This window comes from Acidovorax sp. 69 (assembly GCF_002797445.1).
Taxonomy (GTDB): domain Bacteria; phylum Pseudomonadota; class Gammaproteobacteria; order Burkholderiales; family Burkholderiaceae_C; genus Acidovorax.
Window position 1 is genome coordinate 1,338,838 of the sequence record NZ_PGEP01000001.1, and the last position, 24,098, is coordinate 1,362,935.

23 protein-coding genes are annotated in these 24,098 nt (G+C 58.8%); 11 read left to right on the forward strand and 12 right to left on the reverse strand.

The annotated features are described in order from the left end of the window. Window positions 1-6: 6 nt before the first annotated feature. The 7 genes from CLU85_RS06245 to CLU85_RS06280 form a co-directional block, all read right to left on the reverse strand. Window positions 7-1,062, reverse strand: a complete 1,056-nt coding sequence (locus CLU85_RS06245) for a DMT family transporter (RefSeq protein ID WP_015013010.1) — start codon at window positions 1,060-1,062, stop codon at window positions 7-9. A gap of 5 nt (window positions 1,063-1,067) precedes the next feature. Continuing rightward, window positions 1,068-1,463: a hypothetical protein gene (locus tag CLU85_RS06250; RefSeq protein ID WP_015012994.1), complete on the reverse strand. Its 396-nt coding sequence runs from the start codon at window positions 1,461-1,463 to the stop codon at window positions 1,068-1,070. A 796-nt stretch (window positions 1,464-2,259) separates the two neighbouring features. Continuing rightward, window positions 2,260-2,616 (reverse strand): hypothetical protein, encoded by a 357-nt coding sequence (locus CLU85_RS06260; RefSeq protein ID WP_043565197.1) that lies wholly within the window; start codon window positions 2,614-2,616, stop codon window positions 2,260-2,262. A 230-nt stretch (window positions 2,617-2,846) separates the two neighbouring features. Further along, window positions 2,847-3,269: a MarR family winged helix-turn-helix transcriptional regulator gene (locus tag CLU85_RS06265; RefSeq protein ID WP_083871585.1), complete on the reverse strand. Its 423-nt coding sequence runs from the start codon at window positions 3,267-3,269 to the stop codon at window positions 2,847-2,849. A gap of 95 nt (window positions 3,270-3,364) precedes the next feature. Then, on the reverse strand, window positions 3,365-5,815 hold the full coding sequence (locus CLU85_RS06270) for a heavy metal translocating P-type ATPase (protein ID WP_015012996.1): 2,451 nt from the start codon (window positions 5,813-5,815) through the stop codon (window positions 3,365-3,367). A 218-nt stretch (window positions 5,816-6,033) separates the two neighbouring features. Then, window positions 6,034-7,371, reverse strand: coding sequence for a heavy metal sensor histidine kinase (locus tag CLU85_RS06275; protein WP_015012997.1), 1,338 nt, complete (start codon window positions 7,369-7,371; stop codon window positions 6,034-6,036). Further along, the gene (locus CLU85_RS06280) at window positions 7,368-8,054 is read right to left on the reverse strand and encodes a heavy metal response regulator transcription factor (RefSeq protein ID WP_015012998.1); all 687 of its coding nucleotides are present in this window, start codon (window positions 8,052-8,054) and stop codon (window positions 7,368-7,370) included. Before CLU85_RS06280 ends, CLU85_RS06275 begins: the two co-directional genes overlap by 4 nt. A gap of 156 nt (window positions 8,055-8,210) precedes the next feature. Here CLU85_RS06280 and CLU85_RS06285 point away from each other — a divergent pair, with 156 nt between their 5' ends. The 8 genes from CLU85_RS06285 to CLU85_RS06325 all read left to right on the forward strand — a co-directional run bounded on the left by CLU85_RS06285 (window position 8,211) and on the right by CLU85_RS06325 (window position 17,719). Next, the gene (locus tag CLU85_RS06285; protein WP_015012999.1) at window positions 8,211-8,549 is read left to right on the forward strand and encodes a hypothetical protein; all 339 of its coding nucleotides are present in this window, start codon (window positions 8,211-8,213) and stop codon (window positions 8,547-8,549) included. A gap of 74 nt (window positions 8,550-8,623) precedes the next feature. Next, the gene (gene czcI / locus CLU85_RS23290; protein WP_100409533.1) at window positions 8,624-8,983 is read left to right on the forward strand and encodes a cation efflux protein, CzcI family; all 360 of its coding nucleotides are present in this window, start codon (window positions 8,624-8,626) and stop codon (window positions 8,981-8,983) included. A gap of 157 nt (window positions 8,984-9,140) precedes the next feature. Further along, on the forward strand, window positions 9,141-10,496 hold the full coding sequence (locus tag CLU85_RS06295) for a TolC family protein (protein ID WP_015013001.1): 1,356 nt from the start codon (window positions 9,141-9,143) through the stop codon (window positions 10,494-10,496). Window positions 10,497-10,498: 2 nt separating this feature from the next. Continuing rightward, window positions 10,499-12,115: an efflux RND transporter periplasmic adaptor subunit gene (locus tag CLU85_RS06300; protein ID WP_015013002.1), complete on the forward strand. Its 1,617-nt coding sequence runs from the start codon at window positions 10,499-10,501 to the stop codon at window positions 12,113-12,115. A gap of 15 nt (window positions 12,116-12,130) precedes the next feature. Beyond that, window positions 12,131-15,316 carry a CusA/CzcA family heavy metal efflux RND transporter gene (locus CLU85_RS06305; protein ID WP_100409534.1) on the forward strand — a complete coding sequence of 1,062 codons (3,186 nt, stop codon included), beginning with the start codon at window positions 12,131-12,133 and terminating at the stop codon, window positions 15,314-15,316. Window positions 15,317-15,376: 60 nt separating this feature from the next. Next, window positions 15,377-15,757 (forward strand): hypothetical protein, encoded by a 381-nt coding sequence (locus tag CLU85_RS06310; RefSeq protein WP_100409535.1) that lies wholly within the window; start codon window positions 15,377-15,379, stop codon window positions 15,755-15,757. Between the two features lie 478 nt (window positions 15,758-16,235). Continuing rightward, window positions 16,236-17,168: a cation diffusion facilitator family transporter gene (locus CLU85_RS06320; protein WP_100409537.1), complete on the forward strand. Its 933-nt coding sequence runs from the start codon at window positions 16,236-16,238 to the stop codon at window positions 17,166-17,168. 200 nt (window positions 17,169-17,368) lie between these two features. Further along, window positions 17,369-17,719 carry a hypothetical protein gene (locus tag CLU85_RS06325; RefSeq protein ID WP_157803926.1) on the forward strand — a complete coding sequence of 117 codons (351 nt, stop codon included), beginning with the start codon at window positions 17,369-17,371 and terminating at the stop codon, window positions 17,717-17,719. Between the two features lie 123 nt (window positions 17,720-17,842). On the opposite strand, the gene CLU85_RS06330 is transcribed toward CLU85_RS06325, so the two are convergent. Together CLU85_RS06330 and CLU85_RS06335 are read right to left on the reverse strand one after the other, a co-directional pair. Then, window positions 17,843-19,525 (reverse strand): phosphoethanolamine transferase, encoded by a 1,683-nt coding sequence (locus CLU85_RS06330; protein ID WP_100409539.1) that lies wholly within the window; start codon window positions 19,523-19,525, stop codon window positions 17,843-17,845. Between the two features lie 143 nt (window positions 19,526-19,668). Then, window positions 19,669-20,001: a DUF4148 domain-containing protein gene (locus CLU85_RS06335; RefSeq protein WP_100409540.1), complete on the reverse strand. Its 333-nt coding sequence runs from the start codon at window positions 19,999-20,001 to the stop codon at window positions 19,669-19,671. A gap of 145 nt (window positions 20,002-20,146) precedes the next feature. Here CLU85_RS06335 and CLU85_RS06340 point away from each other — a divergent pair, with 145 nt between their 5' ends. The 3 genes from CLU85_RS06340 to CLU85_RS22915 all read left to right on the forward strand — a co-directional run bounded on the left by CLU85_RS06340 (window position 20,147) and on the right by CLU85_RS22915 (window position 22,413). After that, complete coding sequence (locus CLU85_RS06340; protein WP_100409541.1) at window positions 20,147-20,833, forward strand: heavy metal response regulator transcription factor; 687 nt, start codon at window positions 20,147-20,149, stop codon at window positions 20,831-20,833. Beyond that, window positions 20,830-22,164, forward strand: coding sequence for a heavy metal sensor histidine kinase (locus tag CLU85_RS06345; RefSeq protein WP_100409542.1), 1,335 nt, complete (start codon window positions 20,830-20,832; stop codon window positions 22,162-22,164). Before CLU85_RS06340 ends, CLU85_RS06345 begins: the two co-directional genes overlap by 4 nt. 93 nt (window positions 22,165-22,257) lie before the next feature. Next, window positions 22,258-22,413 (forward strand): hypothetical protein, encoded by a 156-nt coding sequence (locus CLU85_RS22915; protein WP_157803927.1) that lies wholly within the window; start codon window positions 22,258-22,260, stop codon window positions 22,411-22,413. 192 nt (window positions 22,414-22,605) lie between these two features. On the opposite strand, the gene fliQ is transcribed toward CLU85_RS22915, so the two are convergent. From fliQ to CLU85_RS23600, 3 genes are all read right to left on the reverse strand, one after another. Continuing rightward, a complete protein-coding gene (gene fliQ, locus CLU85_RS06350) occupies window positions 22,606-22,875 on the reverse strand; it encodes a flagellar biosynthesis protein FliQ (RefSeq protein WP_100409543.1) in 270 nt (89 codons plus the stop codon). 179 nt (window positions 22,876-23,054) lie between these two features. Then, window positions 23,055-23,393: a DUF4148 domain-containing protein gene (locus CLU85_RS06355; protein WP_100409544.1), complete on the reverse strand. Its 339-nt coding sequence runs from the start codon at window positions 23,391-23,393 to the stop codon at window positions 23,055-23,057. A gap of 150 nt (window positions 23,394-23,543) precedes the next feature. Beyond that, window positions 23,544-23,837 carry a zinc ribbon domain-containing protein gene (locus CLU85_RS23600; RefSeq protein ID WP_100409545.1) on the reverse strand — a complete coding sequence of 98 codons (294 nt, stop codon included), beginning with the start codon at window positions 23,835-23,837 and terminating at the stop codon, window positions 23,544-23,546. Window positions 23,838-24,098: the final 261 nt, after the last annotated feature.

Genomic DNA, 24,098 nt, shown 5'->3' on the forward strand with positions numbered 1-24,098 from the left:
AATGAGTCAATGCCTGTGCTGATGGTGCACATCGGGCGCGTGGGGATGGGCATGAGTCACCGGCTCGTGAAAGTGCACATGGCTATGGCTCCCAGTGGGCATCACGTCATGGGAGTGCGTATGGTGTCCATCGTCGTGACGGTGGGCATGCTCATGCTCCAGCGGGTCATGCGCATGTTCATGCCCGTGACTTTCAGCCAAATGCAGCAGCACCCCCGCAAGCATCAGAAGACCACCGAGCAGCATCAGCCACCCCGCAGACCGTTCACCGAAGCCGAACGCTACAGCCGCACCGATGAAAGGTGCAAAGGCGAACACGGAGCCAGTCCGCGCCGCCCCAAAAGCCCGCTGCGCTAGAAGGTAGAACCGAAGACTCAAGCCATACCCCGTGGCCCCCACGGCAAAGAGCCCTAGAGCTGCCGTCAGGGTGGGCAAAGGCTCGCCCCACGCCATGGCAAGACATGCTGTCGCAGCGGCTCCCAGCGAGGCCTTTGCCATTACGACCTGGCTGGGATCGCGCTCGGCCAGTCCCCGGGACAGGGTGTTGTCCACGCCCCAGGCCACCGTCGCCAGTAGCACGGCAAGCAGACCGAGCAGCTGCGTGCCGCCCTGCAGGCCCTGGTCCATGACCAAAGCCATGCCACCGGCCAGCAAAAGAAGCATGGCTGCCCACACACGGCGGTCCATGGTCTCGCTATACAACCACCACGCCAGAGTGGCTGTGAACAGCGCTTCCAGCGTGAGCATGAGCGACGCGCTGGCGCCACTCGTGTGTTGCAGACCCCAGGACAGGGCGACAGGACCTAGGGCAGCGCCAAACCCCGCCATGCCGATGAGGCGCCAGGCGTCGGATCTTTGCAACCTTGCCTCGTGGGCAGCGGTCCGCAGGGACAAGGCACCAACGACAGCAGCCCCTGCATACAGCAGCGCAGCCGTCGTGAACGCCCCCAGCCCAGCACCCAGCCGTTGAACCAGCGGGGTGCTGATGCCAAACAAGGCTGCGGCCAGCAAGGCCAGCAGACCGCCTCGCAGTGCAGGCAAGGACAGAGAGCCGCGCGCCATGGGCCTTACTTCACCGTGAATCGTACAGTGACGGTCTTTTTGCTGTTGGTCGTGATCAGCGCAACCACCTTTGTGCCCTTGACCAACTTCACGCCCTTGGCCTCCAGCTTGTTTGCGCCAGCTGGTTTCAGGGACACTTCGGACTTTTCTGCACCGTTGAGCACCGTCAGTTTGCCGTCGAACCGCGAGGCATCCGAATCTTTGCCGTGGTCCTGGATGTAGATCTCCGCGCCTTCGGCAGTGGCAACCAGCTCAAACGACAAGTCCGCGGCGGTCTGCACAACCCCACCGTGCATGGGGGCGGCAGAACCATGGGCCATTGCCGTAGGAGCGAAGAGTGCAGATGCGGCCAGCATCAAAGCACCCCCAGTCAGATGGGAGAGTTTGGTCTTGATGGTCATTGCGTTTCGTTTGGATGAGAAATTGCGTAATACGGCGCGCTTGGGCAGGCGGCGCACTAATGCCTACGGGAAAGGGTGAGAGTTAAATGGTCGGCGCAGCGTTCAATAGGCCTCCTGGGCCGCAGTGGCTCCCGTGGGTGCCTGGGTATCTCCTGAAGAGATCGCACTTGGGCATCAGCCAGGTCGGCCTCGGTCCTGGAGGCTGCAATGCCCCAGGCAGCTTCTCGCACCAGGCCCGCGAAATGTAGGCGCCCCGCTTGGACGGCAGCTCGGGAGAGTTCTACGTCGGCATCAACGGCGGCGCCGCGTGCATTGCGCTGTCCGGGCAACCACAACGGCCAGACAAGACCGGCCTCGGATTCCCGCCGTCCAGCCGAGGCTTGCCAGCGGTCGTCACGGTAGGACAACTCCAGTGCAGGGGGCGCCGCCCACGGGCTTGAGATAGCCACCCGTTCAGCAGCAGCCCGCTGGGTCTGCCCTTCGGCTTCTCTCGCCTGTGTGGCTCGCTGCCATGCGCCCTCCACGGCTTGCGCAAGCGCTGGGCTCGCGGTTGATACCGTGGCTGAGTGTGATGGGGGGATGTTGGCTTGCGCAAAGGCTGCGCCAACGAGGGCGCAGCTGAAAGCACAGCCAGCGGCGCAACGCACCGCAAGCCTGGAAATGACAAAACTCACGTGATTCCTGACCGATCAAGGCAGTGGTCCAGGATCGTTGACGCATCAGCGCCTGATCGAAAGGACTACCGCACCGATGAACAACCACGCTTTCGTGAAGAAGGCGTGGCGCTAAAGGTGGATCAGGAAATCAGTCGGGGAGGTCGTCGTAAACCGTCCAGATAGGGGGACGGGCTGACGGTTTCAGCGTTTACAGCCGGTGTGGGCGAGCGGTCAGCAGGAAGCGACAGCTCCGGAAAATGGAAAAGTGCTGCCGTCCCTAGACCTGCTTCCGCAAGCATGTGCTGGACCGACTCCTGGGAATTGTCCTGGTGCATCACACCATCTTCGTCATGGTGGTGCGCAGCACCTTCCAAATGCATCTCAGCGTGCTCCACATGAAACCCTCCCTCGTGGTCGTACGCAACCACCTGACGGGCCGTTGCGAAGGCCTGGCAGAAAAAGGAGAGCAACAGGATGACTGCGAGCAGTCGGCGCATGAAATGGGCAGACACTTGAGAAGTGGTCGCATGATAGCCGCAGACTCCCTTCAACCACATAAATCACTTTTTTAGGTCTACCCAGCAACAACAGGCAAATAACGAGAATTCTTCGCACAAGGGAACTGTACCGGAGCAGTATCGATACCGATGACATTAGTGAACACTGGAGTCAATGCTACGCTGATTGATTCGCTCAGTGCTCCAATGCGCGGGCCGTAGCCAGTGGACTAGTCTTGTTTCATTGCCTTTAATAAAACGAAAAGAGATTTCTCGACAGCGACACGGTCCCCATCACTCAGGTGGGCAAGCAAATGCTCTGCGTGGTTATCCAGGGCAGCGTTCCAAGCATTGACTGACTGCAAACCTTCGTCGGTGAGCGTGACCAGCCACTTCCGGGAATCGGCGGCATTGTTCACCTTGACGACTAGACCATGGCCCGCCAAAGCTTCCACGGAACGGGAAACCCAGCTTTTTTCACGCCTGAATCGGACGCCGAGTTCAGACAATGCAAGCGGACCGGAGCGTGCCAGTTCGGCCAGCAGATTGCATTGGCTGTTGGTAGTGGTGTTGCATTGAATCACCACACTCTGCGCTTGTGTGAACAAGCGAACAACCTCGCGAAGAAGTCTTCCCGAATCAGCAGTTCTCATTTTGGTACTTATTGCAACGACTAGCCCAGGAGTTATTGGGCTGCCAACTTCTTTGCTCCAGCGACGTAGCTGCCGACCATAGAGTGCGAAATCGCTTAATGCGAGTGTGCATGTTTCACTGGTTTTGCACTCACCTTCTTATAGGTTGGATCAACTCGCGTCCCCCGAAGCAGGCGCAGCCCATTACCCACCACCAGCAAGCTCGCTCCCATGTCCGCGAAGACGGCCATCCACATCGTTGCGGTGCCTACCACCGCCATGACCAAGAACACGCTCTTGATACCCAAGGCCAGGGTGATGTTTTGCCAGAGCACGGCATGGGTACGTTTGGACAGACGCACTGTCTCTGCGACGCGTTGCAGGTCATCGTTCATGATGACCACATCCGCCGCTTCCATGGCAGTGTCGGTTCCCGCTCCCCCCATGGCAAAGCCAATGTCGGCCTGCGCCAGTGCCGGCGCATCGTTGATCCCATCGCCGGTCATGCCAGTGGTGCCATAGCGCTTTTGCATTTCCTTGATCGCGTCGAGCTTGGCTTCAGGAAGCAGATCGCCGCGTGCATCATCAATACCGGCCTGCGCAGCGATGGCTTTTGCCGTCGCTGTGTTGTCGCCAGTCAGCATCACGGATGTCACACCCAAAGCCTTGAGATCGACGATGGCCTGTTTGGATGTTTCTCGGATGGTGTCTGCTACCGCGAACAACGCCAGGACGCGCGATTCGTCCGCCAGGAGGGTGACCGTGCGGCCTTGTTTTTCATGGGTGGCCAGCTCCGCCTCCAGCTCCGGACCGCACAGTCCTAGCTCATGTATCAGTCGGTGATTGCCCAGCATCAAGCGCACACCATTGACCATGCCTTCGACGCCGCGCCCAGGCAAGGCCTTGAAGCTTTCTGCTTCTGGACCCTTTACATCCAAGCCCTGGACAATCGCCTTGGAAACCGGGTGGTCGGAACGAGCCGCCAGGCTGGCAGCCATCTGCTGGACTGCTGCCTCGTCACCGGCACCCCACACCTTCCACTTCACCAGCTTGGGTTTGCCTTCGGTGATGGTGCCGGTCTTGTCCAGCGCCACCGCCTTCAGAAGCCGGGCATCTTCCAAGTAGGTTCCGCCCTTGATCAAGATCCCACGGCGCGCTCCTGCGGCCAATCCGCTGACCACCGTGACCGGCGTGGAAATGACCAGAGCGCATGGGCAGGCGATCACCAGCAGGACCAGGGCCTTGTAGAGCGCCTCCAGCCAGGTAAGTCCCATCAGGAAAGGAGTGAGGACCGCCACCGCCACGGCAATGGCGAAGACTGCGGGGGTGTAGATGGAGGCGAACCGATCCACAAAGCGCTGCGTCGGAGCGCGCGTGCCCTGCGCCTGCTCAACGGCTTGGATGATCCTGGCCAGGGTGGTGTTGCTCGACAAGGCTGTGACCTCGAACTCCAGCTCACCAGTCTCGTTGATCGTGCCGGCGAACACCTGGTCGCCAGGTGCCTTGTCCACGGGGATGCTCTCGCCAGTCACGGGGGCCTGGTTGATGGCGCCATTGCCCTTGGTCACCTTACCGTCCAGCGGCACGCGTTCGCCCGGCTTGATGCGCACGGTCGCTCCAATGGCCACCGAGGCCACCGGTGTAGCGGTCCATGCTCCGTTGGTGCCCAGTACCAAAGCCTCTTCGGGCGCCAGTTCCAGCAAGCCCTTGATAGCGTTTCGGGCCCGGTCCACTGCCTTGGCTTCGATGAGCTCCGCAATCGCGTACAGAGCCATCACCATCGCGGCTTCTGGCCACTGACCAATGAGGAATGCGCCGGTGACGGCCACCGACATCAGCGCATTGATGTTCAGCTTGCCGCGCAGCAGCGCCGCAAGGCCTTTCTTGTAGGTGTCGATCCCGGCCAGCCAGATAGCCAGCGCGGCGATGGCCATGCCCACCACCTTCCAGGCCATCTGGTCTGGAGCAAAGAACGAGAGGACCTCAGCCCCCGTGGCGAACACCAGCGCGGCCACCAAACGGGAGATGCCGCCTGCAAAACCATGTCCATGGTCGTCGCCTTCGGCTGGTTCGCCCGCCTGTCCGCCCTCGGAGCCATTGGCGCCGGCCACTGGCTGCGGATCGAAGCCCGCTTTGCGGATGGCGTCGAGGGCCAGCGGGTAGGTGCCTTCGTCGGCATCGATCTTCAGCGTCCGCGCACCGAGCTGAAAGCCCAGAGAGCGAATCCCATCCAGAGGCTCCAGCGCCCGGCGAATCTCCGCCTCCTCGGCGCTGCAGTCCATGGTCGCAATGCGAAACACCCGGCCCTGGCTACCCTGGGTGTCTACCGCAGCGACCACCGGCTGTGGATCGAAGCCCGCCTTGCGGATGGCATCGAGCGCCAGGGGCAAGGCGCGATCCTCCGCATCGATCTTCAGCGTGCGCGCGCCGAGTTGGAAGCCCAACGAGCGGATTCCCTCCAGAGGTTCCAGCGCCCGCCGGATCTCCGACTCTTCGGCACTGCAGTCCATGGTGGCGATTCGGAACAGCTTGCCCTGGCCCGGGCGGCTTGTGGCGGCAGGGACCACTGCTGCGGAACTGGAACAGCCCGAGGAGCAGCAGGTGTCAACAGTGGTGGGAGGTATGCTTGTTTCTGATTTCATAGCGCAATTGGAAACCTTGAAGTGACTTTAAAGTCAAGCGGCAATGAAAATATCGCTGCTTCGTCCTACGTAAATCGGATCGCTTGTGACGCGCCGCGCTCCGTGGCCGCGTCACAAGCGATCCCAGTCTGTCGAAATCGCCATCAGTTAGGACGGATTTCGATTCCTACATTTGTCACCCCGTTCTCTGACGATGCGACTGGCTTGCCCTGATGCATGCGTGCAATAGCAGCGACTATGGCCAGCCCGAGGCCATGGTTGCTCTGCCCATGGCTGCGAGCAGGATCTGCACGGAAAAATCGGTCAAACAGCTGCGGGAGTAGCTCGGGATCGATAGTGCTGCCGTAGTTGGTGACACTGATCAACACACGGCCCTCATCGATAGTTCTGAGGTTGACTTGGACGATTGAGCCAGGGTTCGCGTATCGGGTGGCGTTGCCGAGCAAGTTCGACAGGGCCCGACGCAACAACGGCACGTCGAAAGCGCCATGCGCATCGCCGACCACCTTAGCGGTGAGACCAGCCTCGGCCAGTGCCGCTTCGTGGTAATCCAGTACGTCAGCAGCCACCGATGCAAGAGTCGCAACGGGGGCCCGACGTGCTCCCACACCCCGATCCGCCTGGGACAGGAACAGCATGTCATTGACGATGCCCGTCAGGCGGTGCAGCTCCTCCAAATTGGACGCCAGCACCTCGCGAATATCCGCCTGCTCAGGGCGCAGCAAAGCCAGTTCATTATTGGCAATGAGCGTGGCCAAAGGCGTGCACAACTCATGCGCCACGTCCGCATTGAAGCCTTCCATCTGGGAGTAGGCCTTCTCAATGCGAGCTAGGAGCGCGTTGAACTGGTCGATCAGAGGCACGAGCTCAAGGGGCTGCTCGGCGCTGTCGAGACGTTGATGCAGATTGTCAGCCGATACTGCACGCGTCTGGCTGGCCAGTCTTCGGACAGGCGCCAGGCCCAAGTTGACCAGGGAGAATCCGCCCAGCGATACAACGATGGCCCCACCGATGGCTGCGACCAGCAAGGTAAGAGCAAGTCGGTGCAACAACTGGTGGTCGGTTCGAATGTCCAGCGACAGCTGAACGCGCAAGTTCTTTGAGGGAGTCTGGTCCGCAGTCTGTGCTACTTCGAACTGCCGTTGGCGCCATACCGTCTTGGCACTCTGGTTGCGGGCGTGGGCGTAGATAACCATCCCGTCCGCCTGCGCGACTTCGAGCGATAGATCTCCGTGCCCAACAAGGAAGTCATCGAGTTTGTGCGCAAGGTCTTCCGAATCCCCATGCTCCTTGCCATCCTGCAGCAAGTGCCGAATGACGGTTTCTTTTTGTGCCAGCGTTTCCTCTTGCCGATCACGAAAATTGAACTCGGTCACCAGATACACCGCCAGACAGACCACCCCGAGTCCGGCAAAGCTCTGCAGCGCCAGCCACCAAGACAACCGCTGGCGCAATGAGCGATGTTGGGCCAGCTCCTTCATCCGTTGCGGTCCTCCATCACGTATCCCATGCCGCGAATGGTGTGGAGCAGCGCAGTGCCAAACGGAACATCGATCTTGGTACGGAGGCGCCGGATCGCGACTTCCACTACGCTGGTATCGCTATCGAAATTCATGTCCCACACCTGCTCAGCGATCTCAGTGCGAGAAAGCACTTCGCCTTTTCTTCTCAGAAACAGAGTCAGCAGCAGAAACTCCTTCGCAGTCAACTCCAAGCGCTGGCCACACCGGGACGCTTTGCGCCGTACCAGGTCTAATTCCAGGTCGCCCAACCGCAGTTGCGTGGGCTCTGCGGCATCCCGCGCGCTATGGGTCCGCCGCAGCAGCACCTGGATGCGGGCGCTCAGTTCGGAAAACGCAAAGGGCTTGACCAGATAGTCGTCGGCACCGGTCTTGAGTCCCAACACCCGATCCTCGACGCTGACCCTTGCTGTCAACATCAAGACCGGGGTCTGCTTGGTCTTGCGAAAGGCCGTTAGAAGGCTGAAGCCGTCGATCCCTGGGAGCATCGCGTCCAAGACCAGCAGATCGTGCACGCCTTCCAGAGCCATGTGCAGGCCATCCACCCCGTTGTGCGCAATGTCCACCACGTAGCCGGCCTCTCCCAGGCCCTTGCGCAGGTACTCAGCCAGCTTGACTTCGTCTTCGATGAGCAGAATTTTCATGCTGCCATTCTCGAAGAATGCGGTCAGTTCGTAGTTTACAAATTTGTAATCTGGCTGTTGGCGCCGTGTCGCGCGCGGATTTTTACAGTGTCTCCGTGTCGAAAGGCATAGTCCCGGCAGATCGCCGAGGGCTAACTGATATCAAGGGACAACACCATGACTGCTCGCAAACCCCTCGCACTCACTCTGATCGCCTTCGCAATTGCGGCTCCAGGATTTTCATCTGCCTCGTCGCTGTACCATCCGGCTGGTGGCGAAGTGGGCATGACCACACATCCCGACCACATGCAGAGCGCGATGTCCCGTGGCGATGTGCTTCAGGCTGTCGAAGTAGCGCGCAAGGATGGCACGCTGGCAATCCTTTCGCGCGGAGGTGCGCTGCCAGTCAAAGCAACAGGCTCAACAAAGACGCGTGAGCAGGTTCAACAGGAGTTTCTCAACATGTCGGCAGCTGAAAAGAAGGCGCTTCTGGACATGAACGGCGGCGCTCGCTGATTTCCCAACCCAGTGCCCTTCAGCGGCCATCAAAGCCTCAGTGCGCCCTTCATGACGCATGCTAGACTTCAAAAATGCGCCGATTGATCGCCGTTCTTATGCTTGCATTGCTTCCGTTCCAGTTCAGCTGGTCTGCGGTGGCTGCCTATTGCATGCATGAGAGCTCAGCCGCGCAGTCTCAGCACCTTGGGCATCACGAACACAAGCATGAAGCCAAGGGCGGGAATGGTCAGGCCGAAAAGTCCAGCCAGGGAGCCGATGCATTTGATGTTGACTGCTCAGTCTGTCATGGCGCGGGTATCGGGGCCTTGAACTGGTCAGATGCAAAGCCAGTCTTCATCCATGAAAGCCGCGTGGAGCCTCCTTCAGGCAAGCGCCTGCTGGCTGTAACCCCCACGCCCCCAGACCGCCCTCAGTGGTCCGTCCTCGCCTGATCGGCGGGGGCATCTCACTTTTCTTTTTCAGTCTTGTCCGCCATCGCGGCCGAAGCAGTTGCGTGTGTTGCAGCTGGAGTGACTGACGAGTTGCCAGGCAGCTGCACGGTTGCCAGTCCGCCGATTCCCTCGTGTTTTGAAATCACTGGAGAATCGGATGTTCAAGGGTACTTACCTTCAAGAGATGCCGCACGCATGGCGCGGCGGTAGAAAGATCAAGCTCGCGGCAGGCGCCGCAGCTATATGGCTGAGCGCCTCGGGCGGTGCCTTTTCCCAGGGCCTGCCACCAGGGCCAGCCGTTGGCGAACGAGCACCTCAGTCTGCTGCAGCGGCCGCAGCTGAGCCTTTGTCGCTGGCCAAGGCCATCGAACTGGCCCTGGAGGGAAATCCGGAGGTGGCTGCGGCAAAGCGCCAATGGGAGGCAACCGAAGGACAGGTTCTTCAAGGACGCTCGCGCCCCAATCCAGAGCTCGCGTACTCGCTGGAAGACACACGCTCCAAAACACGTACGCAAAGCTGGCAACTCAATCTTCCCGTAGAACTGGGTGGAAAGCGTGCGGCACGCACTAAGGCGGCCGAAAAAACGCGCGAGCAAGCACAAGCCCAACTCGCCGAGCTGCAAGCCACCGTGCGGGCCAATGTCGCTGCCGCTTACTTTGATGTTCTGACTGCGCAGGATCGATTGGTACTGGCCAGAGACAGCGCAGCGCTGGCCAAATCCTCAACGGATACCGTCTCAAAGCGTGTAGCCGCTGGCAAAGTATCCCCTGTGGAAGAGTCCAAGGCCCGGGTTGCAGAAGCCGGCGTTCGCGTCGAACTCGCCCAGGCCGCGAGCGAACAACGCAATGCTCTGTCCCGCCTGTTCGCGCTGTTGGGACGGATCGATGCGCCTTACACCGTGCTGGAGGGCAAGGCCGAGAACCTGCCCTCGGTCCCGAGCATCGCCGATCTCCAGCCCCTGATTTCTTCTGCGCCAGGCGTGGTACTTGCGCGGATCGAGGTGGATCGGCGCAAGGCATTGACCGCCCTGGAACAAAGCAAGCGCGTCCCCGATGTCACCGTCAGCTTCGGCATGCAGCGCAGCAACGAGACGCAGCGCAACGTCCTTCTTTTCGGGGTCTCTGTGCCTCTTCCCGTCTTCGACCGCAACCAAGGCAACCTCCTGGAGGCGCTGAAACTTGAGGACAAGGCCCGCGATGAGCTGCAAGCAGCCACCGTGCGCCTGCACAGCGAAGTGGCGCAGGCACGAGAGCGCCTTTCCACGATCACCGCAGAGGTTCAGTCACTGCAGCAGGAAGTTCTGCCCGGTGCGAAGTCGGCCTATGACGCCGCCACCATTGGGTTCGAGAACGGTAAGTTCAATTTCCTGGAAGTGCTCGATGCCCAACGCACTTACTTCACCGCCAAATCCCAGTACCTCAAAGCCCTTGGCGAAGCACACCGTGCAGCGGCTGATATCGACCGCCTGCTCGGGGCCAGCATGGTTCCCGGCCTGATCGCAACGCAACACTGAGCATGACCATGAACATGAACTCCAGCAAATCCACCATCAGTAAAAAACACCTGATCGCCATTGCAGTAGTCCTCGCAATAGGGGTCGGTGCGGGAACCTTCATCTTGCAAGGTGGCGGCAAGCCCAAAGCCGCAGCCACCGAGGACGATGGCCACGGTCACGGCGGCCACACCGAGGCCAAGGGGCACGGCGACGGCGAGCACCATGGCAAGGGTGGCGAAAAGGGCCACGACGATGACAAGGGGCATGCCGATGGTGAACACCACGAAAAGAGCGAAGCCAAGGGCCCACATGGAGGTACCGTGTTCAAGGAAGGCGACTTCAGCTTGGAAGCGTTGTTGTCTGAAGACGGTGGCGAGCCTCGACTGCGAATCTGGCTGTCCGACAAAGATAAACCGCTGCCCCTGAATGCTGCAACGGTCACGGCAACTGTGACCCGCCCGACAGATGAAAAGCAGAAACTGACGTTTGCCGCTGAAAAAGACAGTCTTGTCAGCCGAGAGATCGTTGCTGAACCCCATGCTTTCGACATCGAGATCATTGCGCAGACTGCCACAGAGCCTTTCATGTTCGTGATGAGCAAGGAAGAAGGAAAGATCGAACTGACCGATGCCCAGATAAAGGCTGCATCCATCAGCCTGGACGCTGCTGTGAAAGCCAACATCAAGACGGCGTTGCTCCTTCCCGGGGAGATACGCTTGAACGAAGATCGCACGTCTCACGTTGTTCCCCGGCTTGCGGGAGTCGTGGAAAGCGTCAATGCCAGCTTGGGCCAAGTGGTCAAGAAAGGGCAAGTTTTGGCGGTGATCGCGAGCCCGACTGCTTCCGAGCAACGCAGCGAGCTGCAGACGGCCCAAAAGCGCTTATCGCTGGCAAAGACCACCTACGAGCGAGAAAAAAAGCTGTGGGAGCAGAAGGTGTCTGCCGAGCAGGACTACCTGCAGGCCAAGCAGGCCTTGAGCGAAGCAGAGGTCGCAGTAGCCAACGCCAATCAGAAACTGAGCGCGATGGGCCTGTCCGCTTCGTCGGTAGCAGGACTGAACCGTATCGAGTTGCGAGCGCCCTTTGATGGCATTGTCATCGAGAAGCACCTTAGTCTCGGCGAAGCCGTGAAGGAAGATGCTGCGGTTTTCACCATCTCGGACCTTTCTCAGGTTTGGGCTGAGATCAACGTTCCGGCGAAGGATCTGCCATCGGTGCGCGTGGGCGAAAAGGTCACGATCAAGGCCACCGCCTTTGACGCCTCCGCTACAGGCACTGTCGCTTTTGTAGGAGCGCTCATTGGCGAGCAAACCCGCACGGCAAAAGCCCGCGTGGTTCTTGACAACCCCAAGGGCGCTTGGCGCCCCGGCCTGTTTGTCAATGTTGAGGTGGTGTCCGAAGAAACGGCAGCGCCTGTAACCATCTCGGCCGACGCCGTCCAAAACGTCGGGGAAAAGCCGGTGGTCTTCCTCAAGGTTGATGGAGGCTTTATCGCTCAACCCGTGAAGCTGGGCCGAAGCGATGGCAAGCGGGTCGAAGTCCTCTCGGGTCTCAAAGCCGGTATGCCCTACGCCTCGACCGGCAGCTTCGTCGTGAAGTCTGAACTCGGCAAGGGATCTGCCGAACACACGCACTGATCGCGGAGCGCATACATGTTTGAAAAACTCATTCGATTCTCGATCGAACAGCGATGGTTGGTGCTTCTAGCGGCCCTGGGCATGGCGGCGCTTGGCGTCTTCAGCTACCAAAAGCTGCCTATCGATGCGGTCCCTGACATCACGAACGTCCAGGTTCAGATCAACACACAGGCCGCAGGCTACTCGCCTTTGGAGACTGAGCAGCGGGTTACATACCCCATTGAGACGGTCATGGCTGGCCTGCCAAACCTGGAGCAGACCAGGTCGCTTTCGCGGTACGGTCTGTCGCAGGTGACCGTCATTTTTAAAGACGGAACCGACATCTATTTTGCTCGGCAGCTCGTCAACGAGCGTATCCAGGAGGCGCGCGACAAGCTGCCTGCCGGCATCACGCCAGCGCTGGGGCCCATCTCGACCGGGCTGGGCGAAATCTATCTCTGGACTGTCGAAACCAAGGACGGGGCGAAGAAGCCCGATGGCTCACCCTATACCGCAACAGACCTGCGCGAGATTCAGGACTGGATCATCAAGCCACAGCTGCGAAATGTTCCTGGCGTGACCGAGATCAATTCCATTGGCGGCTTTGCCAAGGAATACCAGATCGCGCCCATCCCTGAACGCCTGGCTTCTCTGGGCGTGACACTGCAGGATGTGGTTACTGCGCTGGACCGCAACAACGGCAATGTGGGCGCGGGCTATATCGAAAAGCGTGGCGAGCAGTATCTGATTCGTGCACCTGGTCAGGTGAAGTCGCTTGAAGACATCGGTAACGTGATCCTCAGCAGCGCCAACGGTGTTCCTGTGCGCGTTCGCGACGTGGCAGAAGTTGGCATTGGCCGGGAACTGCGCACAGGTGCTGCAACAGACAACGGACGCGAAGTGGTCCTCGGCACGGTGTTCATGCTGATCGGCGAGAACAGTCGGACTGTCTCGCAGGCGGTGGACAAGAAGATGTTGGAAGTCAACAAGAGCCTCCCAGAGGGGGTACACGCGGTGACAGTCTACGACCGTACCGTGCTTGTTGACAAAGCCATCAGTACGGTGAGGAAGAACCTGCTGGAAGGCGCGGTTCTGGTGATCGTGATCCTGTTCCTCTTCCTGGGCAACATTAGGGCCGCAATCATTACCGCGATGGTCATCCCCTTGTCGATGCTCTTCACGTTCACCGGGATGGTTCACTACAAGGTGAGTGCCAACCTGATGAGCCTGGGAGCCCTGGACTTCGGCATCATCATCGACGGTGCTGTCGTGATCGTGGAGAACTGCGTGCGGCGACTTGCCCACGCACAAGCGCACCACGGTCGGCCACTGACGCGGGCCGAGCGCTTCCATGAGGTGTTTTTGGCATCCCAGGAGTCAAGGCGTCCATTGCTGTTCGGACAGCTCATCATCATGGTGGTGTACCTGCCCATCTTCGCGCTGACAGGCGTTGAAGGGAAGATGTTCCACCCCATGGCATTCACGGTGGTCGCGGCACTGCTGGGCGCCATGGTTCTGTCGGTGACATTCATCCCCGCAGCGGTGGCCCTGTTCATCGGCAATCGGGTCAGCGAGAAGGAAAACTTCCTGCTGGGCCATGCCAAGCGCTTGTATGGTCCACTGCTCGACCGTGTCATGGCCGCCAAGGCGGTCGTACTGACCGCAGCTGCAGTTGCGGTGATCTTGTGCGGGTTGATCGCCACGCGTATGGGCAGCGAGTTTGTACCCAATCTCAATGAAGGCGACTTTGCAATTCAAGCGCTGCGAATTCCGGGCACCAGTCTTTCGCAGTCGGTTGCGATGCAAAAGCAGATTGAAAGCACTCTGAAGGAGAAGTTCCCGGAGATCGAACGCATCTTCGCCAGAACAGGTACTGCGGAAATTGCCTCCGACCCTATGCCACCGAACATTTCGGACGGGTACATCATGCTCAAGCCGGTGGATGAATGGCCTGAGCCTCGCAAGACCCGTGATGAACTGCTCGCTGCGATTCAAGAGGTCTTGGGGAAAATTCCTGGCAACAACTATGAGTTCTCCCAGCCCATCCAGCTGCGCTTCAACGAACTGATCTCGGGTGTGAGAAGTGACGTGGCAGTGAAGATCTTCGGCGACGACATGGACGTGCTGAACAAGTCAGCGGAAGAGGTTTCTGCAATGCTACAGAAGATCCAGGGATCGTCTGAGGTAAAGGTTGAGCAGACTACCGGGCTTCCAATGCTCACTGTGAACATCGACCGTCAGAAGTCTGCGCGGTATGGCCTGAACGTTGCCGACGTTCAGGACACCGTGGCGACTGCAATCGGTGGCCGCGAGGCCGGTACCATGTTTGAAGGAGATCGCCGATTCGACATCTTGGTACGCCTCCCCGAAGCGCTGCGCAATGACCTGGAAGGAATGAAGCGACTGCCCATACCTCTGCCGCGTTCTGCGAATGGCACCGAAGCCAGAACCAACTTCATTCCGTTGGGTGAGGTCGCCACTTTCGAACTTGCCCCCGGACCAAACCAGGTCAGCCGCGAGAACGGGAAGCGACGCATCGTGGTGAGTACCAACGTGCGTGGTCGCGATGTGGGTTCCTTCGTAGCAGAAGCTGAGAAGGGCTTGGCTCAGATCAAAATTCCTACTGGCTACTGGACAAGCTGGGGCGGAACTTTCGAAAACTTGCAGTCGGCCACGCAACGTCTGCAGATCGTCGTACCGGTGTCTCTACTGTTGGTCTTTGTACTGCTGTTCGCAATGTTCGGCAATGCCAAGGATGGAGCGCTGGTGTTCACCGGCATCCCATTCGCATTGACCGGGGGCATTCTGGCGCTTTGGCTTCGCGACATCCCGATGTCGATCTCAGCAGCCGTTGGCTTCATTGCGCTCTCGGGAGTGGCCGTGCTCAACGGGTTGGTGATGATTTCGTACATCCGCAGTCTGAGGGAAAGCGGCGTCGGGCTGGATGAGGCAATTCACGAAGGCGCGCTGACGCGACTACGCCCTGTGCTCATGACCGCGCTCGTGGCTTCGCTCGGGTTCATTCCCATGGCAATTGCCACCGGCACGGGAGCCGAGGTTCAACGGCCTTTGGCAACAGTGGTGATCGGGGGCATTCTTTCCTCCACGCTGCTGACCCTGCTCGTGCTTCCCATCCTCTATCGCCTGGCCCACAAGCCGGATGAAGAAGTGGAGGACGTGTCTGCTGAGCCCTCTCACCCGGACGCACCGAAGCCCGTGTAGACGTATACGGTCCCGCTGATCGCGGGACCTTTCTTTCTCTCCAACCCCAAAGGAACTGTTATGAAACTCTCACACTTCATTCTCGCCGTCTCGGTGTCGATCTCCGGCGCAGTCTTCGCTGCTGACAACCACGGCCACGACGCAAAGCCAATGCACGGAGGGGCTGTGGCCGAAGCCAAGGAGGTCGAATACGAACTCGTCGCCGGCGCCGACAAGCTGCAGCTGTATATGCGCGACCATGGCAAGCCGGTTGCCGTGGCGGGCATGACCGCCAAGGTCACTTTGCTGGCAGGCACAGAAAAGCAGGAGGCTCAGCTCCTGGCCGGTGACGGCAAGCTAGAAGCGTTGGGCAGCTTCAAGGTCCCCGCAGGTACCAAAGCCGTCGTCGCTGTCTCGAAGGCAGGCAAATCGGTCGCTTCCGTCCGCTTCACGCTGAAGTAACACGAACGCCGCCGGCTTGTGCGCTTGCCCACGCGGCGCTCCGGCGGCGATTGCACTCTTCTGCGACAAGGGCTTTCGTGCAAACGAACGACAACTTAGTGGTGGGCTTGGATCGCCCCCGACGCAGTGCCTGAGCTCCACCAGGGCGCAAAAGGAGCGATCCATGTCAATGCCGGCGGACCAGGGAGGACTCTTTGCCAAGCTGTTCTGGATTTGGATCGGCTTGTTGACGTCTGTGTTTGTGTTCTGGCGGCTGCGGCACATGTGGCTCAAACGCCATCCGCCGATAGACGGTAAAGCCAAGTACAGCCGGCGCCTGGCTAAGCGATTGAGAGAGCAGCAGTCAATGCGCACGAAGCGTCCAACCACGAGGAAACCGCGACGCCGGCATCGACCTTGAGAGCCTGTTGGGTGGACATGAATCGTGAACTGACCAGAGACGAGCGGCATAACGAAATGCAATCAGAGGAGACAGGTCATGGGTAATAGTTCTGGCCACACCTTGCCAGCGGCGGGTAAAGAAACGGCATTGCGCTATGCGCTGATGTTGACCGGTGGTTTCATGCTGGCCGAGGTCATTGGCGGGGTCATGCTCAACAGTCTGGCACTGCTGTCAGACGCCGCACACATGTTTACCGATGTGGCGGCGCTGGCCATTGCGCTGGCGGCAATTCGCGTCGGGCGAAGAGCCGTGGACGACAAACGCACGTTCGGCTACCACCGATTCGAGATCCTGGCCGCCGCGTTCAACGCATTGCTCTTGTTCGGTGTCGCGGCCTACATTCTTTATGAGGCATGGCAACGTTGGAGCAATCCGCCTGCAGTTCAAACCACAGGGGTGCTGGTGATCGCTGTACTTGGCGCGATCGTCAACCTTGTGAGCATGCGTCTTTTGTCCTCTGGCAAGGATTCAAGCCTCAACATCAAAGGCGCCTACTTGGAAGTTTGGAGCGACCTGCTCGGCTCTATTGGGGTCATCGTAGGAGCGCTCGTCATCCGATTCACGGGATGGAATTGGGTAGACACCGTCATTGCGGTGGCCATAGGTCTGTGGGTGCTGCCACGCACTTGGATCCTTCTGAAGGAGACGCTCAACATCCTGCTGGAAGGTGTCCCAGAAGGCATCGACCTCCCTCAGCTGAAGCAGGCACTGCTGGACTTGCCAGGGGTAGTGTCCGTACATGAGCTGCATGTTTGGGCTGTGAGCAGCGCCAAGACAAGTCTCAGCGCGCACGTTGCGTACGACCCGCAGACCGCAAATCCGGGAGCTATTCTGGAGGCCGTCAATCAGTTGCTCGAAAAGCAATTCGAGATCACGCACACCACCATCCAACTGGAAGCCGAAGTCAGTGGCAAGGGTGTGGCCGATGCCCCGAGTGCAGGTGCGGATCACTGGAAGGCCACCGTGTGAGCTCCGCACGGCTCAGGAGCCGCTCCGCAACAGCGGCACAACGGTCAATGCGAGCACGTTCAGACGATCGGAAGGAAGCATCGTGCTCCACGCATGCACTGCAAGGTGCTCGCCTTGCTTCTGGGCTGCTCTGTGACAACCAGGTATTGGCTGCGGTTGGATGTGCCGGAAGACGGCAAGTCTTATTCTGGAGAACGTCCATGGCACCCCTCTTGCGCTTGCTAGCTCTAAGTGCCGCCGCCGTCCTGGCTACAGGCTGCGCTACCCCCGTGTATGAAAACTACCTGCCATGGTCCGAAGGCTGGCGATTGGGCAAGGTCAGCAGGCCTGAAGCCACAGCAGACGACTTTGCGTTCTACAAGCGCCGTTGCAGAGCCAATCAGCTCGAAGGAACGCCTGCGCGTTTCGCCATCGTTCAGTGGCGCGATGTGAGTCGTGCACGCTGGACCATCGCACTTCTCCCTGAAGATGTGGCTGTCGCTGCGGGGGACTTGGTCTATGTCAAGGTGTGGGATTGCTCGACGGCCCTGGTGAAGCGCGAAAAAAGCTGAAGCATAAGCGCACTGCAGTTGGCAACCCGTAGCAGCGCTGACACGACTCACTGGTTGGTCACCCCCCCACCTGACAACTTGACCATCTGCGTGGCCCGAACATGCTTGCAGCCTGCCTTGCCGCTATTGCGCGCGGCATCCAGCTGTGATGTCGAGTTTGGGTTCGTAGGCGTTGGTCGTAACCTGCAGCATTCCCAGAACCGAGTGGAACAGATTGTCGTGAGAGAGTGCATCTGTACTCGTCTCATAGAGGCAATCTCGTTTCAAGCCCATGCTTTGCGTGAATCCTTCAGAGAGCCACCAGACCATCGGTACCTGCGTCTGTTCACTCGGCGCAATGGCTCTTGGCAAGCCATGAAGGAACAGACCTTTCTCGCCCAATGATTCACCATGGTCGGACACGTAGAGCATTGCCGTGTCGAACTGGTTCTCCTGGCTCTTGAGGAAGCGGACCGTCTGACTCAGAACATGGTCGGTGTAGAGCACGGCATTGTCGTAGGCATTCACGATACTTTCGCGATCACATTTGCGAAGCTCAGCAGTTTCGCAAGTTGGCTCGAAACGCTTAAAGGAATCGGGGTAGCGCTTGTAGTAAGCAGGGCCGTGGTTGCCCAGCATGTGAAGGACAACGACCACACTGCCCTGAGCGTTGCCGGTGAGCGACTTCAGGTCCTTCAACAGTACCTCGTCGAGGCATCGACCGTCTGAGCACAACTGCGGCGATGTGGCCGTATCGACTCGTTGCTCATCCAATCCATCGCAGACGCCTTTGCAGCCAGACTGGTTGTCCCTCCAGTGGACCGAGAATCCGGCACGCGAGAGAACGTGCAGCAGGGATTCACTGGAGCGTATCCGGCTCTCGTCGTAGTCCCGACGGCCAACCGCAGAGAACATGCATGGAAGTGACGTCTCGGTGTTGGTTCCGCAAGCTGTCACGTTGCTGAAGTTCAGCGCTCCCAACGCCTGCATATTGGGTGCTGTCTGGCGCTCATACCCATTCATTCCCCAACTGGCTGCTCGAAGAGTCTCGCCCACGACCAGAATTACCAGCGCTGGCTTTTTGCCAGCCCACGATGCGGCCATTTTTGCGTCAAGACCCACCGATGTTCGTGCCCGCGCCACCGCCTGCGTGTCCGCCGAAAGGACTCGCGCGGTCGAATAGACCAGGTTCGCAGGCGTGATGAGATATCTCAACTCCTTTTGGTTTCTCATCAGCGCAGAGAAGTCCTGGAACACAGCCAGAATTGCAACGACGCTCAGGACTACAGCGCACCCAACGAAGATGAAACGTCGAACGAGTGTCAGGACTATCGGCCGGTGATCGATGCGGACCCGCCATATCCACCAGACAGGCACTACTGAGTACGCGAGTACATGAGCAAGCATGCTCCAGGAGATTAGCTCGCTTGCCTCCGTTAGGTCCGTGCGAATCACGTTGCGCAGCATGCTAGGGTCGAAGTACACCCCATAGCGTTGCATGTAGAAGGTAGCGAACCCTGTAGCAATGACGAGCAGACTCAGGATAGGACGCGCGGTCCAGCGAGACAGTACGACACCAAGGATCATCGCGTGTACCGCAATCAAAGACAGCACAAGGGCAGTCGCAAAGAGCCAAGTCTGGGGGGCTGCCCAATCGCGATTTGCAGTAGTCGCGCTAAGGAATGAGCTGTTGCATACCAGCGCGAAGTACAGACTGAGGCACAGCACCAGCGACTCTATAGTTAGCCTGGGGCGGTGCAAAAGCCAACGAAGCCACGGTGTGGCAATGTGCTGCGGCTTGATGAGCCGTTCCTGTCTCTGGTTCATCTGGCTCTTCAGGCGTTTGCTCAGTACATGAATTCGACCCACAATAGGTCCGCTGGTACTGATACCAAGGGGTGACCACCTCAATCACCCGAGCTGCGTGGCGCGTCTCAATGGCAACTGGTCGATTGCAATCGCGGCGGAAATTACCTTCCGTGCAGCCTTTGCAGACGTACCCGTTCTTCCACCGACATGTTCAGATACTCTTGGCGCACCTCGTCTCGGGTTTTTGCAGGGCCGGTGGCGCTTACGGGCGGAACACCACCTTTGGAAAGGATGGCCAACGTTCCGTCTTTGCGGGCCGCATCCAATGCCTGTAGAACGTCGCTGCGCGAGACTTGGCTGGTGACGTGGCTGGGGTTGGTCGAAGAGCCCATCTCGCCACCAGTCTCGTGATAAAGGGAGGACGCAAATGAAGCGCTCGGGGCGAGCACTGCAGCGGCCACTAGTGACAGAAGAATGTTGTGTTGCTTGTTCACTGGGGTCTCCTCGTTTAAGTTCGGTCACCGCGATGTGCAACGACCTTGAAGCGAACTTTAGAAACCCATCCTCGACATAGCGCCAACAGTGAGATTACGAATTTGTAATCTGGAAAGATGCTATTTTTTCTCGGAAAATGGAGCCATGAAAATTTTGCTTATCGAAGACGAGGTCAAGCTGTCTGAGTACCTTCGCAAAGGGCTCGGAGAGGCGGGTTACAACGTCGATGTGGTGCACAACGGCGTTGATGGTCTTCACATGGCCATCGAGGGTTCCTACGACTTGCTGGTGCTTGATGCCATGCTTCCTGGAATCGACGGCTTCACGTTGTTGAGTGCGTTTCGAAAGACGAAGCAAACTCCTGTGTTGATGCTGACTGCCAGGGTGAGTGTGGAAGACCGCGTACTAGGTCTGCAGACGGGGGCCGACGACTACCTGGTCAAGCCGTTCGCATTTTCCGAACTTTGCGCACGCATTCAGGTACTTCTTAGGCGCGGTCACGGCTCACGCGATGCAGGTGAGCCTACGGTGCTTGGGATTGCTGACCTTGAGCTGGATTTGATTCGGCGCAAAGCAACCCGAGGCGGGCAGAGGCTCGAGCTCACCGCTAAGGAGTTTCTGCTTCTGACACTTTTTCTTCGCAGAAAGGGCGAAGTGCTTTCGCGTACGGAGATCGCCGAACAGGTGTGGGACATGAACTTCGACAGCGACACCAACGTTGTGGAAGTCGCCATCCGCCGACTTCGCACCAAGATGGACTTGCCGTTTGACAAGGCATTACTCCATACAGTGAGGGGTATGGGGTACATCATGGAAGAGCGCCTCGGATGACGCTGCTGCGCCCACGATCGCTGCGCCAACGACTGTCTCTGTGGCTGGCGGTGCAGAGTTTTATCGGCCTTGGCGCAGTGTGCCTGGTCGTCTACCTCGTCACTGCGTCGAATCTCGCTGAGCGACAGGATGAGACGCTCTCGCAGAAGGAAGCCATCGTGCGTCACCTGCTGACAAGCACGACGGAGCATGCGCAACAGACTCCCAGGGATCATCCGCTCAAGGACTTTCTGATAGGGCACGAGAACTTCCGCTTGATCGTCCGCACCCAGGATGGACACCTGTATTTCCCCTCTGTTGAGCCGCCGCCTGACGCGATCAAACGCACTGCGAGGCTGTTCGAGGTCCGGCCTAGCGAGGGTCTGAGCGAGCCTCTCCAGGTCACGCTCTCGATGGATGTCACGGCCGACATACTTCACCTCCAGCGCCTTGCGTTAACGCTAGCGGTGGCTGCTATCGTGGGCACTCTGATAGTTTCCCTGGGCGGGCTGTCGATCGTGCACTTTGGACTGGCCCCGGTTCGCAAATTGGCTTCGCAGGCTCAGTCCCTGTCCGTTGACAATCTTCGCCAACGACTCGATGGCGCCGGTCAGCCCGCTGAACTGGCACCGCTGGTTGAACAGTTCAACGGACTTCTCGGCCGATTGGATCAAGCCTATACGCAACTGGAGGGCTTCAATGCCGACGTCGCCCACGAGCTGTGCACGCCATTGGCAACTTTGCTTGCAAGCAACGAATTGGCATTGCGCAAACCCAGCAGCTTTGACATGGGGGAAGTGCTTTCGTCCAACCTCGAGGAACTGCACCGCCTGACGGGAATCGTTAACGACATGCTATTTCTTTCCCAGGCGGACCGCGGAGCGGTGGCCAGGCGCGCGTTCACCCAGAGCTTGGCAGGTGTCGTCGAGCAGGTCGCGGACTATCACGAGGCGGCCCTCGCGGAAGCCGGGTTGGAACTCACGATTTCAGGCGATACATCAGGCTACTTTGATGAGCCACTTCTGCGAAGAGCGCTGTCAAATCTCATCGGCAATGCCACCCAGTACGCGCGCCCTGGCACACGAGTGCTCGTGAAGATCTCTGCCGTATCAAAAGACAAGGTTAGCGTTGCCGTCGCAAACGTGGGAGACACCATTCCTCCTGATGTGGTTGAGCGCATCTTTGATCGATTTTTCAGAGCATCTGCCTCCCGCACCCATGGTCAGAAGAACCATGGGTTAGGGCTTGCAATCACGGCAGCCATTGCTCGAATGCATGGTGGTCGCACCACCGCGCAAAGCAGGGATGGGATCACAGAAATTGGGCTGGAGTTGGTTCACACGCGTGCGTAAGGTGCATACAAGGCCGAAGATCAGTTCAGGGATCTGCACCGCGCAATTGAGGACTGTGGTCCGCCCTTTCGGCTGAACTGGGAGGCAGTTTCAGTGAGTGGGAGTGCTTTTGGGGTACTGGCATGGGCCCATGCATTGCTCAAAGTCAACGTGGCTACGTTGGCCTTGGCCATCGCACTGGCGACCTTCACCCTGGTGACTTTGGGTGTGATGATGGGCCGTGTGCTCAATGAAGTCGTGGGCAGTTGATCCGAGGGGCTGGGCGGAGTGCTGCTTATGGGTATTGCCAGCTTGATCCTGGTTGAGCGCCAGAGTGCCGTGTGAGGACTGGGGGTGCTCCATTGCGCACGGGCGGCCAGTGATCAACAAGTCATTCCTAGAATGGAAGTGCCAATTGCTGATTGCCAACGAGCCTGGCAGCACAAGGTCTCTAGATGGAAGCTATCCGACCAAGCTGGGTATCGACCAAAGTATTCCCTGCAGGTAGTCCACCAGTTTTCCGATCATCCATGGGCCCGCAACAATCAAGGCCACGACTGCGGCCACAAGCTTTGGAATGAACGAGAGAGTTGGTTCGTTAATCTGCGTAGCAGCCTGCAGGACGCTCACGATAAATCCAACCAGTAGTACAACTAACACGATGGGGGCCGCCAACAATAGCAACATGTAGAGTGCATGCTGCCCTGCTGTGAGGACTTGTTGGGAGTTCATGAATACAGGCCCCGCGGTGGGAGTTCAGATGTCTGAAGCGACGCTTCATGGGGTCTTCGTTCTGATACCGGCCCTGTGCGTAGTCGCAATGCCTGGGCCTGCGTGCGAACTCGGTTGTGCAGTCTCACACCCTATCGAACAGCCTCGCGCGGGGCTAAATTAAGTCTTGCGTGGCCAATTCAAGGAGCTGGCACGGCAGGGACTGGAGCACCAACGCGGCGCGCTGCCCAGCTGGGATGTTTTTGCGAGCGCTCCAAATCTGCCAGGACCTCGTTGCGCGTTGCTGCTGTGCCCTTCACCGGTACTGGTGCGCCAAAGCGGTGGTATTGCCACAGCCCGTCCTGCTTTGCCTTTTCCATCTCAGCGATCACTTGATCACGCGACTTCCCTCGTTCAGCATGCTCAGGGTGCGTTGTGTATCCCATTTCTGTCGGTGCGGGATGAATCACGCTGCTGGCCATGGCCGGGCCTACAACCGCAGCAAGGGTCAAGGCAGTGATAAAGGTGCGAGCAGTCATTTGGTATCTCCTTAGGTGTTAACAACGTGCCCGGAGAACTGCCCCGACATTTGGACAGCCGACGAGTCACATGTGACAGTTTGCTGACCGCATGCCGACAACTTGCGCACTGCTGGATTACAAGTTTGTTATGTGAAAGTCAGGCTTGCATCAACTCTTGGGTTGCCCGCATCCACCGCAGAATCGCGCTCCGGGCGCAAGGGTTGCAGAGCACTTTGCGCACTGTGCTGCAACCATGCCTCCACCGCATTGATGGCAGTACCGCGCGCCTGGAACGTTGGCAGTTCCGCACGATGGGCAAGGGATCTGGTTCACCTGGGCTGGAGGTTGTTGAGGCACTCGATCATCGCGATAGCCTCGGTGGTGATCGTCATTCCGATAGCCACTATCGTGGTGGCTCCTCTTTCCATGGTGGCCGCTAAAAAGTCTTTCGAACATTCCCATAAAAATCTCCCTTTGATGAAGTGATAGGAAGATTGGAATGCTTGAAGTGACTTCAGGGTCAAGCAAAAATCAGAGATTTGCACCTTGATTACAGAGATGTAATCTAGGAGCAATCAGACTGTTATCTGAAGATAAGTAAGCACGGCAACCAGCTCTCGAGGAGGTCCTAGTATTTGGCCCCGCATCAGGTTGACGACCGCTCTTTAAGCGTGCCGCAGGCTCAGGCGGTCTGGGATTTCAAGGCGGTGAGTCGGGAACTTC

Bases quoted from the DNA above. Each gene is read 5' to 3' on its own strand.
- CLU85_RS06245 (WP_015013010.1), bottom strand. From the start codon at position 1,062: ATGGCGCGCGGCTCTCTGTCCTTGCCTGCACTGCGAGGCGGTCTGCTG.
- CLU85_RS06250 (WP_015012994.1), bottom strand. From the start codon at position 1,463: ATGACCATCAAGACCAAACTCTCCCATCTGACTGGGGGTGCTTTGATG.
- CLU85_RS06260 (WP_043565197.1), bottom strand. From the start codon at position 2,616: ATGCGCCGACTGCTCGCAGTCATCCTGTTGCTCTCCTTTTTCTGCCAG.
- CLU85_RS06265 (WP_083871585.1), bottom strand. From the start codon at position 3,269: ATGAGAACTGCTGATTCGGGAAGACTTCTTCGCGAGGTTGTTCGCTTG.
- CLU85_RS06275 (WP_015012997.1), bottom strand. From the start codon at position 7,371: ATGAAGGAGCTGGCCCAACATCGCTCATTGCGCCAGCGGTTGTCTTGG.
- CLU85_RS06280 (WP_015012998.1), bottom strand. From the start codon at position 8,054: ATGAAAATTCTGCTCATCGAAGACGAAGTCAAGCTGGCTGAGTACCTG.
- CLU85_RS06285 (WP_015012999.1), top strand. From the start codon at position 8,211: ATGACTGCTCGCAAACCCCTCGCACTCACTCTGATCGCCTTCGCAATT.
- czcI (WP_100409533.1), top strand. From the start codon at position 8,624: ATGCGCCGATTGATCGCCGTTCTTATGCTTGCATTGCTTCCGTTCCAG.
- CLU85_RS06295 (WP_015013001.1), top strand. From the start codon at position 9,141: ATGTTCAAGGGTACTTACCTTCAAGAGATGCCGCACGCATGGCGCGGC.
- CLU85_RS06300 (WP_015013002.1), top strand. From the start codon at position 10,499: ATGACCATGAACATGAACTCCAGCAAATCCACCATCAGTAAAAAACAC.
- CLU85_RS06305 (WP_100409534.1), top strand. From the start codon at position 12,131: ATGTTTGAAAAACTCATTCGATTCTCGATCGAACAGCGATGGTTGGTG.
- CLU85_RS06310 (WP_100409535.1), top strand. From the start codon at position 15,377: ATGAAACTCTCACACTTCATTCTCGCCGTCTCGGTGTCGATCTCCGGC.
- CLU85_RS06320 (WP_100409537.1), top strand. From the start codon at position 16,236: ATGGGTAATAGTTCTGGCCACACCTTGCCAGCGGCGGGTAAAGAAACG.
- CLU85_RS06325 (WP_157803926.1), top strand. From the start codon at position 17,369: ATGGCACCCCTCTTGCGCTTGCTAGCTCTAAGTGCCGCCGCCGTCCTG.
- CLU85_RS06330 (WP_100409539.1), bottom strand. From the start codon at position 19,525: ATGAACCAGAGACAGGAACGGCTCATCAAGCCGCAGCACATTGCCACA.
- CLU85_RS06340 (WP_100409541.1), top strand. From the start codon at position 20,147: ATGAAAATTTTGCTTATCGAAGACGAGGTCAAGCTGTCTGAGTACCTT.
- CLU85_RS06345 (WP_100409542.1), top strand. From the start codon at position 20,830: ATGACGCTGCTGCGCCCACGATCGCTGCGCCAACGACTGTCTCTGTGG.
- fliQ (WP_100409543.1), bottom strand. From the start codon at position 22,875: ATGAACTCCCAACAAGTCCTCACAGCAGGGCAGCATGCACTCTACATG.
- CLU85_RS06355 (WP_100409544.1), bottom strand. From the start codon at position 23,393: ATGACTGCTCGCACCTTTATCACTGCCTTGACCCTTGCTGCGGTTGTA.
- CLU85_RS23600 (WP_100409545.1), bottom strand. From the start codon at position 23,837: ATGGGAATGTTCGAAAGACTTTTTAGCGGCCACCATGGAAAGAGGAGC.